Here is a 17,407-nt window from a genome sequence, read left to right as displayed (position 1 = left end):
CCGGTACAGGCTCCAGACCGGGCAACTTGCGCTGACGGACCGTAAGCACGCTGAATCCCGTCAATGCGGCAACCTCAGAAACGCCGATCAGGACGTCGTCGCCAAGCTTCTGTATTTTTTGGATGGTTTCATAATCTACTGGCATCGGGTTATCGCTCGATTGATCTGGTCGGCACAGAATTCGCCAGTACAGCGGCTGACGGCTAGGACACCTTTTTAACAAATGGCTTGTGGGAGCAAAGGCATTAGCTTGCTTGGGAGAGCGACCGTTCTCCTTAGACTGCTATCAGCCAGTTGCTACCCATGCTGACAGCCGCTGTGGGTCCAAAGCGACCAGCCACGACCGGCTGCTTTCGACCCAGGCTGTGTGAAAACCCCGACCGCCAATGCGCTGTTCAAAAGACGTGCTGAAAACTGCGCTTTTACGCGAAATCTGGGTCTGCAAACCACGCCAGCATTTGCGAACTTCACGTGAGAGCGCGCAGTTCATTTTCGGGTGGAGGGTTTTCACACAGCCTGGACATAAAGCGGCCCTTGGCGACAGGCACCAAACGGCCAGAAGCAGACGTTTCTGAGCAGCCATATAGTCGAAGGTGAGAGTTCTTGAACAGTCAGTTGTCCATCGAATCATTTCGGGTGGCTTAAAGAAAGGAGGATGATTGGTGGGTGCTGGTCTATGCTTGCCTTCGGAGCGGTCAGAGGTTGGAATTTCAAGGCACTCTGCAGCTAAAAATGCAAAAAATTAAATTGCAAACCGAAGGTTTGCTTTTGTTAGTAACAGTAAACAGGTTGAAGATGTAACGCTAGGAGAAGTTGCTATGCAAATAGGAAGCGTCGTCGCAACCGCGTCTAGTCATCCAGCCGCTAACGCACGAAAAATAAAAAAAGAACGAAAAGAAAAACTATCCATTTATTTAGCGAAAAATCCGAAAACTGCTGACTTCGATCTATTGAAACTAGAAAATACCAATCCACCAATTGAGCTTGATATTTCCGGATTAGTGAGCGCAAAATTATATATAAAAAAGGAACCTCCAAAGCACTCACCACCATGGACTCAGCTGTTCACATCCAGACCTGAAGTTCCTTTTGATGCCTTTGGAAGCAGTAGCAGCGTCGGAGCCGTTCTTTGCATTACAGTGCACCAGAATAAATTTATACTAACATTTGGTACAGGCTTTCACCTTTTACAGGAAGAGGCAATTGAACGCGACTTTGGATTGCGCGTTACCTTGAACTCGGTTGATCCAGACAAGCTTAGAAGCTTAGATAAATCAAGTTACGACCATAATCCTCTGAATTCACGTACTCAGAGCACTAAGGAAGTTGATATATTCGACCTGCATATAGATTCTGACTTGGAAATGTTGTACGCCGTCACTGGCATTTCAACCGTTGAGCTATTCGGATCTCACGTTACTGGGAGAGATGCACTAACAGTAATCACCAATACAGAGCTAAATGAACTGGAAAGAATTCTTGGGGAAGCACTCAAGAGGTATAAGCAGAAGCTTCCAGATAGCTTTGAATGGGTTGACAATGTGAACAAGGTTAGAGATCACGATGATATTAATATACTCGATCTCGAATTAGAAAAAATACTTTGCGGTCAAGACTTGTCCTGCTTATGGCTTGGGGAACCAGAAATTGTCGACTGGGAAGAACAGATCGGCTACTCGTTTGATCTGTACGCGCGCAGTGAGCGACACGCAGTACTTGAACTACCACAACTTATATCGTATCTCAATAGTAAATCACTACCAATATCTATTGAAAGTCTTAAGCACACCTCAGTCCACGTAAATGATTCGCAGTATCATGCTATAAAAAGCTGGAGCGCTTACAAGTGTCTATATGCTGAACTCAAGTATGGCGCTGATCAATTTATCCTGCGAAGTTCGACCTGGTATAAAGTTAATAGTGAGTTCCTAACAGCTGTCGACGCAAGTTTGGCAAGCCTTGAGACGTACAAACATTGCTTCCCAATTTACAATGAGGATAGAGAAGAGGATTACAATCAGGCTCTAACAAGTGATCCATCATTCGAGTTGCTTGATAAGAAAAATATTAAGATAGGGGGGGCTTATGACAAGCTTGAGTTTTGTGATTTAGTTCGAAATGGAAAGGATTTAATCCACGTTAAATACTATAGGAGTTCAAGCACGTTAAGCCATTTGTTCTCACAGGGTTGCGTGTCGGCCGAAGCATTCGTGAGGGATGCTGAGTTTAGAAAAAAGCTTAACTAAAAACTTCCTCAATCGATAAAGTTGGCAGATCCCCTCCCGCGACCAGATCCCGCAAGCTATAAAATAGTTTACGCTATTGCGGCTACAAAAAAACTACCTCTAGAGCTACCTTTTTTTTCAAAAGTTACTTTGAAAAATGCTCTTAAGGTTCTTCGGGGATTAAACTATTCAGTTGAAATAGTTGCGATTGATATTGATCCAGTCCTTAGAGTGAGAAAAAAATACAAGCCAAAACAATAACTTTAAGAGTCCGAATGTGTGTGGGGGGGTAGACCATACACCCTCAATTTTTTAGTTCAGGGTCCGAATAGTAATCCAAGATTCGCTGGGGTCGTATCATTGAACGCTACCGTTATCCGCATGTGACATGCTTCTGGGGCCGAAAAGCAGTTTGTCAAGAGTGGGTGCTTCCGATCAGAAGCGGGCTTAGCTAAGCCTTCTCTATGTAGTCGAGTAAATGCTTGATCCTTAGCACCTTACAAGTCATTCTAGTGAAATTTGGGGGGCAGTACGATGGCCGGCAAGCGCACAGCAGAGCAGTTAGCAGATGTACTCTTTCCTGAGGCTTTGGAACAGGACGATTTCGCAGATGGTGTACTCTCAATACCACCTGAACAGAGAAAGTTGCATACTGAGACTTACGACTTCACGGTTGAAACCATTGTTGAAAAGCTCAATGATGGGTCAATTTTTATACCGAAATTTCAGCGGCGATATGTGTGGTCTGATGCACAAGCATCTCGATTAATAGAATCCCTTATAATTCAGTGCCCAATACCAGTTATTTACTTGAATCAAGAGTCCGACGAAAAGCTCTCCGTGATAGACGGGAATCAGCGTCTAACTACAATGAGAAAATATTTTAGCAATGAGTTTCCGCTAAAAGGGCTAACCGCTTACCCCGAACTTGATGGTAGTAGATTTTTTGAACTGGATCCGCGTTTTCAACGCCACATCCAGAATCGAACACTAAGATGCATTGTTATTTTAAAAGATACTCACCCGCAGGTTAAATTTGACGTTTTTGAACGACTGAACTCGGGTGCCACAAAGCTTACTCCGCAAGAGCTTAGGCATGGGCTATATTTTGGCGATTTAATGTCTCTCGCCACTAAGGCGGTTAAAGATTCAAACTTTCTCACTGCTCTTGAAATAAAAAATGACAAGCGTATGAAGGCTGAGGAGCTTGTTTTGAGATTTTGGGCGCTGAGTGAAAATCATAAGAATTACAAGAAGCCGCTGGCGACTTTCATCAATGACTTCTCGGATTCGAATAGGAAGATAACAGAGAGGCGAAAGTCTGCACTGCTTAAAAGTTTTGTTGATACCTTGAACTTGGTAAGGTCGCATCTTGGAGATTTGACATTCAAACTTTTTGATGGGGATCTCAACATAATTAGCAATTTCAATTCTGCGCTATACGATGCTTTGATGGTCGGCTTTTACGAGCTCGGATCAACCAACACTCTTGCTAAATTAACTCAAGAGAAATCTCAATCCATCCTGGGGAAGCTGGTCGAAAACGATCCAAAATTTCGTCGCTCGATCGGTGTAGCAACTAGCGACGAAACACAAGTTAAATATCGAGCTCAAGCAATACAAAACGCTTACAAGAAAAAAGCCTGAAATGCCGTACTCGATCAGCGCTGCAAGGAAGACCACAACGTCAGACTTTAAGGAAATCAAATCCAGAATAAGGAAGTCGCAAAATAAAAGAATAGAGTCAACAATCAGAGAATACGTGGTAGCAGCGTCAATTTTTCTGGCTCACGCAACGCTGGAAAACTATATTTCTGATATTTTTTCAGCGTTAGCCAATGGCCTACAGTCTGTGCCAATCAAAGGGTCAGAAATCCCAGAGAATTTGCAGGCTCATTTATTCCTCCACAGGATTGACAAAACAAAAATTTATGGCACTGCGATCGGTACACATTCTGAAGTTGAATCGCTCACATCCGTTGCAAAATCGCTGAAGACTCACGCTGGCACGGTCGTCGACAACTCAAAAACGATATTCAGATTTACAGGAAAAGATATTTTTACAAATCACAAGTACCCTTCCGTTGAGAACATCAAAAAGATATTCCATAGGATTGGCGAGCCAAAAATTTTCACTAAACTTGATATCGTTTTGAAAGGCAACTCTCAGAGCTTGCTAGAATCGTTAGGAAGCTTGAGAAGTCAGCTAGCACACACAGGACAAATTCCAGGTGTTTCGCCAACAGACGTTATAAAGCGAATAGAAGATGTAGAGAAGTTTATTTCTGCAATTGATCGAGTGATGTACAAGCTGGTGACGACATTCTCCGGCCAAGAAACATGGAGATCAAATATATGCTGACATTACTTCCCATGGATATAAATATTTCGCTTATATAATCATAAAGATTGCAATCGGAAAGAGGGCATAGGAGCTGCATCAATATTAGATTGAGTCCTCAAGCATATAAAGCGATTCAAGAAGCAGCGATGGATGGAGACTGTCTTAGGATGGGAGAAGCCCATAATGAACCTCTATCACTGGCCGTTTTCTGCCCGTTACCCCAGAGCGTTGGATGTGTCGGTGGCAGCGGGCCGTCCCATGGTAATCTGCTCTTATAGCCAATGAGGTATCTGGTATGCGGAAATCACTGATTGATTCCATAGGCCGCGAAGACGCTTCGAGGCTGATGGAGGAGGCCGTGTTGCGAGCCGTTGAGGAAAACCAAAGCTTAGGTCTCGCTTGGGATACTAAAGGGGTTCAAGCTGTGGGAGGCGTGCTACACGTCATCGAAGGTGGCCGCCAGGTCCCTCTCATTGTTCGCCAGTTCGAACCATCCGCGCCCCAATCGTTAACCAGACAAGCACCTATCGCATGAATGGAAACGAACCAGTTGAGGTAGCTAACGGTACTGGTCAAGTCCGATGCAAACGGCCGGCAAAGTCGAACATAATGGGGGGGCCGTCTGAGCAATAGCGACAGACGGGTTTGGTCCTATCAGGCCAGCTTTGCTGCGAGCTCTTCCGCAGTAATGTTGTAATACCGCTTCAGCATGTTCACCTCCCGATGCCCCGTCACGCTCGCGAGCTCGATCAAATTCGGCAGTTTGGTCGCAAGCCGACAGGTCGCTTCATGCCGCAGGTCGTGAAAGCGTAGATTGATCAGGAAGTCCTCTTGAGCCGTTACCTGCGCCGTCTCACATTCCCTTAAGTATTTCAGCCTGGCTCGCTCCAGGCCTCTTACGAAGGCTTTCTTGAGGGCATCAGCGGTGGTGGGGAACACTCGCCCGCACAGCGAGCGCGGTAGATCCTTCAGCAACTGTATAGCTTTCGGCGAAAGCGGGACGGTTCTGGGTAGGCCGTTCTTGGTTGCGGGCAGGTGCGCGGTCCTACGTTCCAGATTCACATTCTTCCATCGCAGCTCGAAAATCTCGCCACGGCGCATCGCCGTCTCAATCGCCAGTTGGACGATGGGCCGAATCCATGGATTGTGTGATGCATCGGCGTAGGTCCCATCAGCACGTCGTTCACAAAGCTCTAACGCGCCGAGCATGTATTGCTCTTCAATTGGGTCGAGCCGTCGCGAGCGTTCGTCGTTGTAGCTAGGGCGGCTGACCATCCTGACTGGATTCTCTGCAAGATGAATGCCCCACTCACGGCGAGCGACCTCAATCACGCACTGAAACAATGCCAGCTCACGCTTCACCGTATTGCCCTTGCGGATCTTCAGGCGCTCGTCACGGTAGCGGGCAAAATCTGAGGAGGTGAGGGTAGCCACGATGCGAGTTGCGAGCGGATGACGCTTGAGCGCTTCCAAGCGTTTGATTTCCGAATACGCGCCTTTATGCTTTGGAGCAATTTCGGAGATGTAGCGATCGATGAGTTGATGAAAGGCGGTGCGTTCAGCCTCGACGCGAGAGACAAAGATGCCCCGGTCGATTTCGCTTTCGATCATGCGTGCCCAGGCTTGGGCGTCGGATTTGGTTTCGAAGGTTTTGCGCTGGGCTGGATAGCCTTTGCGACGAATTTGCGCTTCCCACTGATACTCGCCGCGATTCCTGATTGTTGCCATTTCGACCATTCCCGCCACATTGAGTGTGGCAAATTTGTGGCAAAAACGACTTTCAGGACTAGGACAGGTTTCTGTCAGTGGAGCTAACCCTTTGTAATACAAGGGATAGAAGATGGTGCACCTGACGGGATTCGAACCCATGACCCCTGCCTTCGGAGGGCAGTACTCTATCCAGCTGAGCTACAGGTGCAACGCGGGCGCCATAATACTCATCTGGCCTGCACGCGTCCATGCCGATGACCCGCCGTTCACAATTTAGTGAGACCAGGCCAAGCTGTGAGTGTACCCCCGCATGACAACCGCATACGCATGCTCCCCGCTACGCTCATCCGAATTCATCCCCACCCAAAGCCCAGCCGTTCTTTTTTTCGAACGCACTATTGTCCTTTACCCCTGTTGTCCCTAGGATTCGTTTGAGATTTCAAACGCCCCGCCCGGCCTTTCTTCTATTCTTCAATCAGGGCCGGCGACAGTCTTATCCGGCGGCGGCCTCGGTCGAGGCGCCCGCACACAACCATTCGCTCCGCCGCGCGCGGTGCTGTTCAGGAGGCCGCAATGCAGCTCAAAGACTCGAAGTTGTTCCGCCAGCAGGCTTACATCAATGGCGCCTGGGCTGATGCCGACAGTGGTCAGACCATCAAGGTCAACAACCCGTCCACCAATGAGATTCTCGGCACCGTGCCGAAGATGGGCGCTGCTGAAACCCGCCGCGCCATCGAAGCCGCTGACAAGGCGCTGCCGGCCTGGCGTGCGCTGACCGCCAAAGAGCGTGGCGGCAAGCTGCGTCGCTGGTTCGAACTGATGATTGAAAATCAGGACGACCTCGGTCGTCTGATGACCCTGGAACAGGGCAAGCCGCTGGCCGAGGCCAAAGGCGAAATCACCTACGCCGCTTCCTTTATCGAGTGGTTTTCCGAAGAGGCCAAGCGCGTCTACGGCGACGTGATCCCGGGCCATCAGCCGGACAAGCGCCTGATCGTCCTCAAGCAACCGATCGGCGTCACCGCTGCGATCACGCCGTGGAACTTCCCCGCTGCGATGATCACCCGCAAGGCCGGCCCAGCGCTGGCGGCAGGCTGCACCATGGTGCTCAAGCCCGCTTCGCAAACTCCGTATTCCGCACTGGCACTGGCTGAACTGGCCGAGCGCGCTGGCATTCCGGCTGGCGTGTTCAGCGTGGTGACCGGCAGCGCAGGCGATATCGGCAGCGAGCTGACCAGCAACCCGATCGTGCGCAAGCTGTCGTTTACTGGCTCGACCGAAATCGGTCGCCAGTTGATGGCTGAATGCGCCCACGACATCAAGAAGGTTTCGCTTGAGCTGGGTGGCAACGCGCCTTTCATCGTGTTCGACGACGCTGACCTGGATAAGGCCGTTGAAGGCGCGATCATTTCCAAGTACCGCAACAATGGCCAGACCTGCGTCTGCGCCAACCGCATCTACGTGCAGGACGCGGTCTACGACGCTTTCGCCGAGAAGCTGCAGGCAGCGGTGGCCAAGCTGAAAGTGGGTGATGGCCTGGCGGAAGGCACCACCACCGGTCCGCTGATCGACGAAAAGGCCGTGGCCAAGGTCAAGGAACACATCGCTGACGCGTTGAGCAAAGGCGCGAAAGTGCTGAGCGGCGGCAACAGCCTGGAAGGCAACTTCTTCGAACCGACTATCCTCGTCAACGTGCCGAAAAACGCAGCCGTGGCCAAGGAAGAAACCTTCGGGCCGCTGGCCCCGCTGTTCCGCTTCAAAGACGAAGCCGAAGTGATCGCCATGGCCAACGACACCGAGTTCGGGCTGGCGTCGTATTTCTACGCGCAGAACCTGAGCCGCGTGTTCCGTGTGGCTGAAGCGCTGGAGTACGGCATGGTGGGCATCAACACCGGCCTGATCTCCAACGAAGTAGCGCCATTCGGCGGCGTCAAGGCGTCCGGTCTTGGCCGTGAAGGCTCCAAGTACGGCATCGAAGATTATCTGGAAATCAAATACCTCTGCCTCAGCATCTGAACCCGCTGAGTGGCAGAGTGAAGTAACTGTTCTACAACCTGCGGGACGCGAGAGCGCCGTTTCGCAGGTTTCAGTGGCACTAACCTATTGGTGGCCGGGAAGCCGCGACAGTCGATCATCGTATGCTGTCGCTGTTGACCCCGCTGCTTGATCCTTGAACCGCGCCGCCCGATGAGCGGCGAATGAGGAAATGATGAGCAAAACTAACGCATCCCTGATGAAACGCCGCGAAGCTGCTGTCCCACGCGGCGTTGGTCAAATTCACCCGATCTTCGCTGAATCCGCGAAGAACGCCACCGTCACCGACGTTGAAGGCAACGAGTTCATCGACTTCGCCGGCGGTATTGCGGTACTGAACACCGGTCACCTGCATCCGAAAATCGTCGCAGCGGTGCAAGAGCAACTGACCAAGCTGACCCACACCTGCTTCCAGGTGCTGGCGTACGAGCCTTACGTCGAGCTGTGCGAGAAGGTCAACGCCAAGGTGCCGGGCGATTTCGCCAAGAAAACCCTGTTGGTCACCACCGGTTCCGAAGCGGTTGAAAACGCCGTCAAGATCGCCCGCGCCGCGACAGGCCGTGCGGGCGTCATCGCCTTCACCGGCGCTTACCACGGCCGCACCATGATGACCCTGGGTCTGACCGGTAAAGTTGTCCCGTACTCGGCCGGCATGGGCCTGATGCCGGGCGGTATTTTCCGCGCCATCTACCCGAACGAGCTGCACGGTGTCAGCGTTGACGATTCCATCGCCAGCATCGAGCGCATCTTCAAAAACGACGCCGAGCCGAAAGACATCGCCGCGATCATCATCGAGCCGGTGCAGGGCGAGGGCGGTTTCTACGTTGCGCCTAAAGCGTTCATGGCGCGTCTGCGCGAACTGTGCGACAAGCACGGCATTCTGTTGATCGCTGACGAAGTGCAGACTGGCGCTGGCCGGACCGGCACCTTCTTCGCTATGGAACAGATGGGCGTGAGCGCCGACCTGACCACCTTCGCCAAGTCCATCGCCGGTGGTTTCCCGTTGGCCGGCGTGTGCGGCAAGGCCGAATACATGGACGCCATCGCCCCGGGCGGTCTGGGCGGCACGTACGCCGGTAGCCCGATCGCGTGCGCTGCTGCGCTGGCGGTGATGGAAGTGTTCGAAGAAGAGCACCTGCTTGATCGCTGCAAAGCCGTTGGCGAGCGTCTGGTCACTGGCCTGCGCGCCATTCAGGCCAAGTACCCGGTCATCGGTGAAGTCCGCGCGCTGGGCGCCATGATCGCCGTCGAGTGCTTCGAGAATGGCGATACCCACAAGCCAAACGCTGCTGCCGTCGCGCAAGTGATCGCAAAGGCCCGTGATAAGGGGCTGATCCTGCTGTCCTGCGGCACTTACGGCAATGTGTTGCGGGTGCTGGTCCCGCTGACCTCGCCGGACGAGCAGTTGGACAAAGGCCTGAAGATCATCGAAGAATGCTTTGCTGAAATTGCCTGACTTCATGTCGATCAGCCGCAGGCACGTTTGATAAGAATGTGACTGATTCATCAGAAAAAACCTGCTTCGGCAGGTTTTTTTGTTTATTGACGTCAGAAAATTCTCTTTCGGTCTGTCTCCCTGCGCAGTCTTTGACTAAGGTAATGAGACTGATGCCGGAGAGTCATGATGACCGTTGTAGAGGCGCTAGCCGTTCCCCGCGTGTTAATCGCAGAAGCAGACCCCTGGGCTCGCGAGATGCTCAACGAATTAGTCCTCGACGTGCGTTGCGACGCACAGCTGGACATCTGTTCGAATGGCCGAGAGGCCATCGAGCGGATGAGCGGGTACATCCCGGACCTGGTGATCGCCTCCCGCGAGTTGCCGGGCGTGGATGGCCTGAGCCTGCTGCGCGGGCTGCGGCAGTTGCGTCGCCAGCCGCCGGTTCGTTTCATTCTGCTGAGCAGTCGCAGCGATAGCGTCAGTGTGCGTGAAGCCGTGCAACTGGCGCCCACCGCCTACCTCACCAAACCCCTGAACATGGAAGGCCTGCGCCATCGGCTGGAAACGCTGCTGTTGCAGGACGGCGCGCAGGTTGCCTGTGCGGTGCCCGCGTTGGCGCCGGGTGTCGGGCTGGATGCGTTTCTGGAGAAGCGTCGCGAAGTGGCCGACGGCGGGCCGCTGTTCGTTGACGTGACGGCGGCGATTGCCAGTAGTCGTGGAGCGTCGGGTGTCGATCTGAAGCTGCTGGAACAGGCGTTGACCCACGACCCCCACGTCACCGCGCTGTTGATTGCCGCCGCCAACAGCGCGTCCCACCATCAGGGCAAGCCCGTGCAGACCCTGGGGCAGGCGCTCGCCGTATTGGGCGCCACCCAGAGCGTCAATCTGGTGCAGGGCCTGGCTCTCAAGCGTGGGGCAGTGCTGACGGATGCAGCGTTATTGCTGCAAGCCACCGAAATCTGGGAGGTCTCGCAACGCACCGCCGAATGCGCGCGCACGCTGGCGCGCAAGCTGGATCTCGATCACGAGCGTTGTTACTGCGCCGGTTTGCTCAGGGGCCTGGGCGACCTGACGGTGTTGCGCTGTTTGCAGGACTGGCTGATCGCCGGCGGCGCGCTGGATGAGGCAACCATTCGCCGGGCGGTGGCGCAGTATTCGGCCGCGTTCGGCTCTGCGTTGCGTACGCGCTGGCGGCTGCCCCTGGAACTGCGTGAATTGATTGCAGCGGTGTACCAATACAACACCGGCGTTTTCACTCGCGAGGTACTGGCGATGAATGTGGCGGGGCAGATGGGCTCGCTCGGACTTGAAGACCCGCTGGAGGCACTGGCGAAAAGCAAATCGGCGCGGCTCTTGAAGGTCAGCGAGTCAGATCTGGAAGGGTTGCGCAGCAAGACGGTGGCTTAGCCAGATGTTGATTTCAGAAAAGCAGACTTATACCAACACAATCTGATTCTTGCCCTGGCGCTTGGCCTGGTACATCGCAGCGTCAGAGCGGGCGTAGAGCGCTTCGAGGCTCTGGTCCTGCTCGCCGAGGTTGGTCAGCCCCTGACTTGCGGTGATGCCGAAGGTTTTGTCATTGCACTGAAAGCTCAGGCGCTGAATCTCACGCTGCAACCGCTCGGCAATCTGTTGGGCCATTTCCGGCGCACAGCCCGGGAACACGGCGGCGAACTCTTCCCCGCCAATCCGACCGAACAAATCCCCGCGACGCAGTGTCTTGCGCCCGCATTCGGCAATGCGTTGCAGCACCAGATCGCCTTCCTGGTGGCCGTAGGTGTCGTTGACCAGCTTGAAATCATCCACGTCCAGCAACAGGAACGCCATCGGCGTGCCCTGCAAACGCGCCTGCTCGAACTCGCGTTGAGCGCATTCGAAGAAGTGCCGGCGGTTGCTGCTCTGGGTGAGCACGTCGGTGGTGGCCAGGCGCTGCAGTTCGTCTTCGAGGTGCTTCTTCTCGGTGATGTCTTCGGCGATGCCGACCACGATCAGGCGCTGGCTGTGCTCGGCCTGATGACTGACAAAGCATTTATCACTCAGCCAGCGGACTTGGCCATCGGCGCGGATGATGCGGTACTCGCGGTCCTCGATGGAGCCCTTTTCGAGCACTTCGCTCAGGCTGCGCTCGGCGTAGTCCAGATCGTCGGGGTAAATGCTGTCACGCCACTCGCTGTAGTCCGCGAGCAACAAACCGGCGGAACGGCCGAAAATGCGCTCGTAGGCAGGGCTGACATAGATCATGCGTTGCGTCTGCCAGTCGAACGCCCACAACACGGCGTTGACGCTGACCAGCAGAGAACTGAACAACTGCTCGCGCTCGCTGAGGCGCGCCACTTCCGCCTGGGCATGCATCAGCGCCAGAAGGGTTTCTGCTGCGGCGGGCGTCTCAACGTGGGGAGTCTGGTTGTCCATGAGCACTGCATCTCAGAATAAGGTGCGGCGCATGCCACAACATGTCACACAGCATAGTGCGAAGGTGTTAATGAGATAGGAGTAATGGCACTAAGTTCCGATCGGTGCCACCCGGACGAGTGGTCACCGATCAACGGCATCAAGCGTGATGAGGCCGTAACGAGTAGGTTTTCAGCTGATCGGCGAAGTCACGCAGCGACTGAATACCACTGGCTTCGGCCTCGTGGACCCAGTCCTTGATGGCCGCCAGCATGTCGTGACCATTGCTGCTGGTCTTCGCCCAGATCTGCTGCAGCGCCAGGCGTTTTTCGTAGATCACCTTCAGTGCCTGACTGTGCTCCAGCATGGTCTGGATGCGCGCTTGATGCTTGTCTTCGAGCAGGCTGGGCTCGCGGGAAAGCAGGCGTTTGGCACGACGGAACTGATGACGTACGGAGGCATCGGCTTTCGCCAGTTCCTGTGCCACCAACGGCCCGATGACCAGCTTGCGGTACTGAGCCATGATCTGGAAACGGTTGTTGAGAATGGCCATTGCCGTGTCCATGTCCAGATGGCCCTTGCCTTCCACACGGTGCGCGATCGGCGCGACCCGCTGCACCTTCGCCAGGCGCAACCAGCTGAACACCTTGATCCACGCCCAACCCATGTCGAACTCCCAGCGCTTGACCGACAGCTTGGCCGAGTTGGGGTAGGTGTGGTGGTTGTTATGCAGCTCTTCGCCGCCGATTAAAATGCCCCAGGGCACCAGATTGGTGGCGGCGTCGCGGCATTCGAAGTTGCGATAGCCGACCGCATGGCCCAGGCCATTGACCACGCCCGCCGCCCATACCGGAATCCACATCATCTGGATCGCCCAGACGGTGATGCCGATGACGCCAAACAGCGCCAGATCGATCACGCCCATGATCGCTATGCCCAACAGGGGATAGCGCGAATACAGGTTGCGCTCGATCCAGTCTTCGGGGCAGTTTTTGCCGTAGATGCGCAGCGTGTCGGGGTTCTCCGCTTCGGCGCGGTACAGCTCGGCGCCTTTGCGCAATACGGTCGACAGCCCCTTGATGACCGGGCTGTGCGGGTCATCGACGGTTTCGCATTTGGCGTGGTGCTTGCGATGGATGGCGGTCCACTCGCGGGTGTTCTGCGCCGTGGTGAGCCACAGCCAGAAACGGAAAAAGTGCTTGAGCCCGGCGTTGAGTTCCAGGGAGCGATGCGCTGAATAGCGATGGAGATAGACTGTGACGCCGACGATGGTGACGTGTGTCATCGCCAGGGTGACTGCGACCAATTGCCAGACGGAAAGGTCGAGCAGACCGTTGTTCCACATAGGCTGAGTTGCCCTCGGTTGTAACGCGTGCGATGTACGGATCCGCCTGAGCAGACCCTGAGACAGAGGCACGCATTATCACTTAGCTCACAGATAAAAACAGTCGGTCTTTTAGAGAAGCGTCGCAAGATGTTTCTTGTTCTGTAATTTCTGACTTTCGCAAGGTCGCTTCTATTTTATGTCGAGCATTACGCGGGATGCGCTACGCACCGCAACGTTGTACGGGCTTGTGTCGATGGTGTGGCTGGCGATCAGTGATTACTTACTGCCGCGGCTGATCGGGGACGCGACCCTGCTGACGCGGGCGCAACAGACCGGCGGTTATCTCTGGCTGGCCGTCAGTGCAGTACTGATTTATCTGGCTCGCTCGCGATTGCTGCGATTCATGGGGGTCATGCGCCGGTGTTTGTCTCTGCTTGATACGGCGGCGGGGCAGGCGATGCCTGTGTAGGCGCGCGCTTGCCCGCGATGAACGATAACGCGGTGACCCTGATAAACCGTCTTGCCTGCATCGCGGGCAAGCGCGCTTCTACACTGGGCTGGCCCACACCTTAAATCCGGGCTGAACACAAACCGGCTGCATACCTACTCTATAAATGCCATTTGGTTATATCTGCATTCTTAAATAGTATTTTTAAGAATATCTCCGCGTCTCTAATATCGCGCTCACGCCACAAGCAGCGGTCGCCCCCCACGCTGCGGCAAATCTTTCAAGGAGCACGAACATGAGCGCATCTCTCCGTAGCGTTGACGGCCAGGATGAAGCAAGCATTTTGCGTGAAATTCAAAGCGCGCTGCGTGACCTGCGTTTTGGCGCGGTTGAAATCACGGTGCACAACGCACAGGTGGTGCAGATCGAGCGCAAGGAAAAATTCCGTCTGCAGAACCCGAGCAACAAGCAGGGCTGAGCCACGCTCCCGCATAACGAACACTGCATGACCTAAAACTAGAAAAGCCAACAACACAAAATTTGTCCAGGAGCTTGATTCATGTCCATTCGTCGTTATGCGCTGGCCGCTCTCGCCAGTGCGGTGTTCGCCGGTTCTGCTGTCGCCAAGGATTTCACCCTGCTGAACGTGTCGTACGACCCTACGCGCGAGCTGTATCAAGACTACAACGCCGAATTCATCAACTTCTGGAAAAAATCCCATCCGGGCGACACCGTGAAGATCAACCAGTCCCACGGTGGCTCGGGCAAGCAGGGCCGCTCGGTGATCGACGGCTCGCCTGCCGACGTGGTGACCCTGGCGCTCGCGGGCGATATCGACGAAATCGCCAAACTGGGCAAGACCATTCCTGAGAACTGGCAGACCAAGTTGCCGGACGCCAGCACCCCGTACACCTCGACCATCGTGTTCCTGGTGCGCAAGGGCAACCCGAAAGGCATCCATGACTGGGCCGACCTGATCAAGGACGGCGTGTCGGTCATCACGCCCAACCCGAAAACCTCGGGCGGCGCTCGCTGGAATTTCCTGGCGGCTTACGGCTACGGTCTGAAGGCTGGCAACGGCGACGAAGCCAAGGCCAAGGAATACATCGGCAAGCTGTTCAAACATGTTCCTGTGCTGGACACCGGTGCACGCGGTTCGACCATCACCTTCGTCAACAACGGCCAGGGTGATGTGTTGCTGGCGTGGGAAAACGAAGCGTTCCTGGCGCTGAAAGAAGACGGCGGCGCCGACAAGTTCGACATCGTCGTACCTTCGCTGTCGATTCTGGCCGAGCCTCCAGTGGCCGTCGTCGAGAAGAACGCCGAGAAGCACGGCACCACCGAGATCGCCACTGAATACCTCAAGCACCTGTACAGCAAGGAAGGTCAGGAAATCGCGGCGAAAAACTTCTATCGTCCTCGTGACAAGGAAGTGGCCGCCAAGTACGAGAAGCAGTTCCCTAAACTGAACCTGCTGACCATCGACAAAGACTTCGGCGGCTGGAAATCCGCTCAGCCAAAGTTCTTCGATGACGGCGGTGTGTTCGATCAGATCTACATCCCGCAGTAATCGTTGAACTGTGTAAGAGCGCGCTTGCCCGCGAAGACGTCGTGTCAGTCAATGCATTTGGCACAGGCAGATGGCTATCGCGGGCAAGCGCGCTCCTACAGGGGGATCACTGGCATCGGGTGCGGTTTCTGATAGATTTTTCCGCGCAGCGCCAACGGAATAAATGGACCCGGACTTGTTCCGGGTAACGTGTGTAAACCAAGGACTTTTATGTCTCGACGCATATCCCCCGTCATACCCGGCTTCGGGCTGACGCTGGGCTACACATTGGTGTACCTCAGTCTGATTGTGCTGATACCGCTTGCGGTGATGTTCATCCACGCTTCCCAACTGAGCGCTATTCAGTTCTGGAACGTCGTCACGGCGCCCCGCGTGCTTGCAGCACTCAAGCTGAGTTTCGGCACAGCGTTCTGCGCGGCGATCATCAACGGCATCATCGGCACGCTGCTGGCCTGGGTGCTGGTGCGTTACACCTTCCCCGGTCGCAAGATCATCGACGCGATGATCGATCTGCCCTTCGCATTGCCCACCGCCGTTGCAGGTATCGCGCTGACTGCGCTGTACACGCCGACGGGTTTCATCGGCCAGTTCGCCGCCGACATGGGCATCAAGATCGCCTACACCCCCTTCGGTATCACCCTGGCGTTGACCTTCGTCACCATGCCCTTCGTGGTGCGCACGGTTCAGCCGGTGCTGGCGGACATCCCCCGCGAAGTCGAAGAAGCAGCGGCGTGCCTTGGCGCCAAACCCCTTCAGGTGTTCCGTCACATCCTCGTGCCGGCCTTGTTGCCTGCCTGGCTGACCGGCTTTGCGCTGGCCTTCGCCCGGGGCGTAGGTGAATACGGCTCGGTGATTTTCATCGCCGGCAACATGCCGATGAAGACCGAAATCCTGCCGTTGCTGATCATGGTCAAGCTCGACCAGTACGACTACACCGGCGCCACGGCGATTGGCGTGATGATGCTGCTGGTGTCGTTCGTGCTGTTGCTGCTGATCAATCTCTTGCAGCGACGCATCGAAACCCCTAACTGAGGAGGCGCACGTATGTCTGGTTCATCGCTCATTGCTGCGTCCTCCGCCAATGCTGCCCGTCGTGGCAGCGCGGTTTCGCGGCGCATTCTGATCGGCCTTGGCTGGCTGGTTTTCACCTTCTTCCTGTTACTGCCGTTGGTGGTGGTGATCGGCCAGGGCTTGAGTAACGGCCTGGGCGGGTTCTTCGCGGCCATCCTGGAGCCCGATGCGCTGTCGGCCCTCAAGCTCACCGTGTTCGCAGTGCTGATTTCGGTGCCGCTCAACGTCGTGTTCGGCGTCGCGGCGGCCTGGTGCGTGAGTAAATACTCGTTTCGCGGGAAGGCGATTCTGGTCACGCTGATCGACCTGCCGTTCTCGGTCTCGCCGGTCATCGCCGGTCTGATTTACGTGCTGATGTTCGGCGCCCGTGGCGTGTTCGGCCCCTGGCTGCAGGACCACGACATCCAGATCGTATTCGCCCTGCCGGGCATCGTATTGGCGACCATCTTCGTGACGGTGCCGTTCGTGGCCCGCGAGCTGATCCCGCTGATGCAGGAGCAGGGCACCCAGGAAGAAGAAGCCGCGCGCCTGCTCGGTGCCAATGGCTGGCAGATGTTCTGGCACGTGACGGTCCCTAACATCAAATGGGGCCTGATCTATGGCGTGGTGCTGTGTACCGCGCGGGCCATGGGTGAGTTCGGCGCGGTGTCGGTGGTCTCGGGCCACATTCGCGGCGTGACCAACACCCTGCCGCTGCATGTCGAGATTCTCTACAACGAGTACAACCACGTGGCTGCATTTGCCGTGGCGAGCCTGTTATTGATCCTTGCGCTGTTCATCCTGCTGCTCAAGCAGTGGAGCGAAGCGCGCATTAGCCGTCTGCGCAAAAACGCGGCGGAGGAATAATTC

13 protein-coding genes, 1 tRNA gene and 1 pseudogene are annotated in these 17,407 nt (G+C 55.0%); 11 read left to right on the top strand and 4 right to left on the bottom strand.

Annotated features, from left to right (window positions below):
• The first annotated feature begins 818 nt into the window (after positions 1–818).
• The 3 genes and pseudogenes from L4G42_RS07340 (at position 819) to L4G42_RS07330 (ending at position 4,587) form a co-directional block, all read left to right on the top strand.
• Positions 819–2,486: pseudogene (locus L4G42_RS07340) on the top strand (TIGR04141 family sporadically distributed protein).
• A gap of 273 nt (positions 2,487–2,759) precedes the next feature.
• Positions 2,760–3,872 (top strand): DUF262 domain-containing protein, encoded by a 1,113-nt coding sequence (locus L4G42_RS07335; RefSeq protein WP_237260687.1) that lies wholly within the window; start codon positions 2,760–2,762, stop codon positions 3,870–3,872.
• A 1-nt stretch (position 3,873) separates the two neighbouring features.
• A complete protein-coding gene (locus tag L4G42_RS07330) occupies positions 3,874–4,587 on the top strand; it encodes a HEPN domain-containing protein (protein WP_237260685.1) in 714 nt (237 codons plus the stop codon).
• Positions 4,588–5,223: 636 nt separating this feature from the next.
• Here L4G42_RS07330 and L4G42_RS07325 read toward each other — a convergent pair.
• The gene (locus tag L4G42_RS07325; protein ID WP_237260682.1) at positions 5,224–6,438 is read right to left on the bottom strand and encodes a site-specific integrase; all 1,215 of its coding nucleotides are present in this window, start codon (positions 6,436–6,438) and stop codon (positions 5,224–5,226) included.
• A tRNA-Arg gene (locus tag L4G42_RS07320) sits at positions 6,411–6,487 on the bottom strand. The genes L4G42_RS07325 and L4G42_RS07320 overlap by 28 nt, the downstream gene beginning before the upstream one ends.
• A gap of 365 nt (positions 6,488–6,852) precedes the next feature.
• On the opposite strand from L4G42_RS07320, the gene gabD reads away from it, so the two are divergent.
• The 3 genes from gabD to L4G42_RS07305 all read left to right on the top strand — a co-directional run bounded on the left by gabD (position 6,853) and on the right by L4G42_RS07305 (position 11,158).
• Positions 6,853–8,295 (top strand): NADP-dependent succinate-semialdehyde dehydrogenase, encoded by a 1,443-nt coding sequence (gene gabD, locus L4G42_RS07315; protein WP_237252841.1) that lies wholly within the window; start codon positions 6,853–6,855, stop codon positions 8,293–8,295.
• A 193-nt stretch (positions 8,296–8,488) separates the two neighbouring features.
• Positions 8,489–9,769 (top strand): 4-aminobutyrate--2-oxoglutarate transaminase, encoded by a 1,281-nt coding sequence (gene gabT / locus L4G42_RS07310; protein ID WP_192135860.1) that lies wholly within the window; start codon positions 8,489–8,491, stop codon positions 9,767–9,769.
• 165 nt (positions 9,770–9,934) lie between these two features.
• Complete coding sequence (locus tag L4G42_RS07305; protein WP_237252842.1) at positions 9,935–11,158, top strand: HDOD domain-containing protein; 1,224 nt, start codon at positions 9,935–9,937, stop codon at positions 11,156–11,158.
• A 27-nt stretch (positions 11,159–11,185) separates the two neighbouring features.
• Here L4G42_RS07305 and L4G42_RS07300 read toward each other — a convergent pair whose 3' ends face one another.
• Positions 11,186–12,163, bottom strand: a complete 978-nt coding sequence (locus L4G42_RS07300; protein ID WP_133775676.1) for a GGDEF domain-containing protein — start codon at positions 12,161–12,163, stop codon at positions 11,186–11,188.
• A gap of 139 nt (positions 12,164–12,302) precedes the next feature.
• Positions 12,303–13,487, bottom strand: coding sequence for a delta-9 fatty acid desaturase DesA (gene desA / locus L4G42_RS07295; protein ID WP_237252843.1), 1,185 nt, complete (start codon positions 13,485–13,487; stop codon positions 12,303–12,305).
• Between the two features lie 178 nt (positions 13,488–13,665).
• Here desA and L4G42_RS07290 point away from each other — a divergent pair, with 178 nt between their 5' ends.
• The 5 genes from L4G42_RS07290 to cysW all read left to right on the top strand — a co-directional run bounded on the left by L4G42_RS07290 (position 13,666) and on the right by cysW (position 17,404).
• Positions 13,666–13,938 (top strand): hypothetical protein, encoded by a 273-nt coding sequence (locus L4G42_RS07290; protein ID WP_237252844.1) that lies wholly within the window; start codon positions 13,666–13,668, stop codon positions 13,936–13,938.
• 274 nt (positions 13,939–14,212) lie between these two features.
• Positions 14,213–14,395, top strand: a complete 183-nt coding sequence (gene oscA, locus L4G42_RS07285; RefSeq protein ID WP_065990977.1) for a sulfur starvation response protein OscA — start codon at positions 14,213–14,215, stop codon at positions 14,393–14,395.
• Between the two features lie 81 nt (positions 14,396–14,476).
• Positions 14,477–15,487 (top strand): sulfate ABC transporter substrate-binding protein, encoded by a 1,011-nt coding sequence (locus L4G42_RS07280; protein ID WP_237252845.1) that lies wholly within the window; start codon positions 14,477–14,479, stop codon positions 15,485–15,487.
• A 210-nt stretch (positions 15,488–15,697) separates the two neighbouring features.
• On the top strand, positions 15,698–16,519 hold the full coding sequence (gene cysT, locus L4G42_RS07275) for a sulfate ABC transporter permease subunit CysT (RefSeq protein ID WP_237252846.1): 822 nt from the start codon (positions 15,698–15,700) through the stop codon (positions 16,517–16,519).
• A 12-nt stretch (positions 16,520–16,531) separates the two neighbouring features.
• Positions 16,532–17,404: a sulfate ABC transporter permease subunit CysW gene (gene cysW, locus L4G42_RS07270; RefSeq protein ID WP_237252847.1), complete on the top strand. Its 873-nt coding sequence runs from the start codon at positions 16,532–16,534 to the stop codon at positions 17,402–17,404.
• The last annotated feature ends 3 nt before the right edge of the window (positions 17,405–17,407 follow it).

Source organism: Pseudomonas petrae, from assembly GCF_021728295.1.
Lineage (GTDB): Bacteria > Pseudomonadota > Gammaproteobacteria > Pseudomonadales > Pseudomonadaceae > Aquipseudomonas > Aquipseudomonas petrae.
The sequence above is the reverse complement of the archived record's forward strand: the minus strand, read 5'-3'. Positions and strand labels throughout refer to the sequence as shown.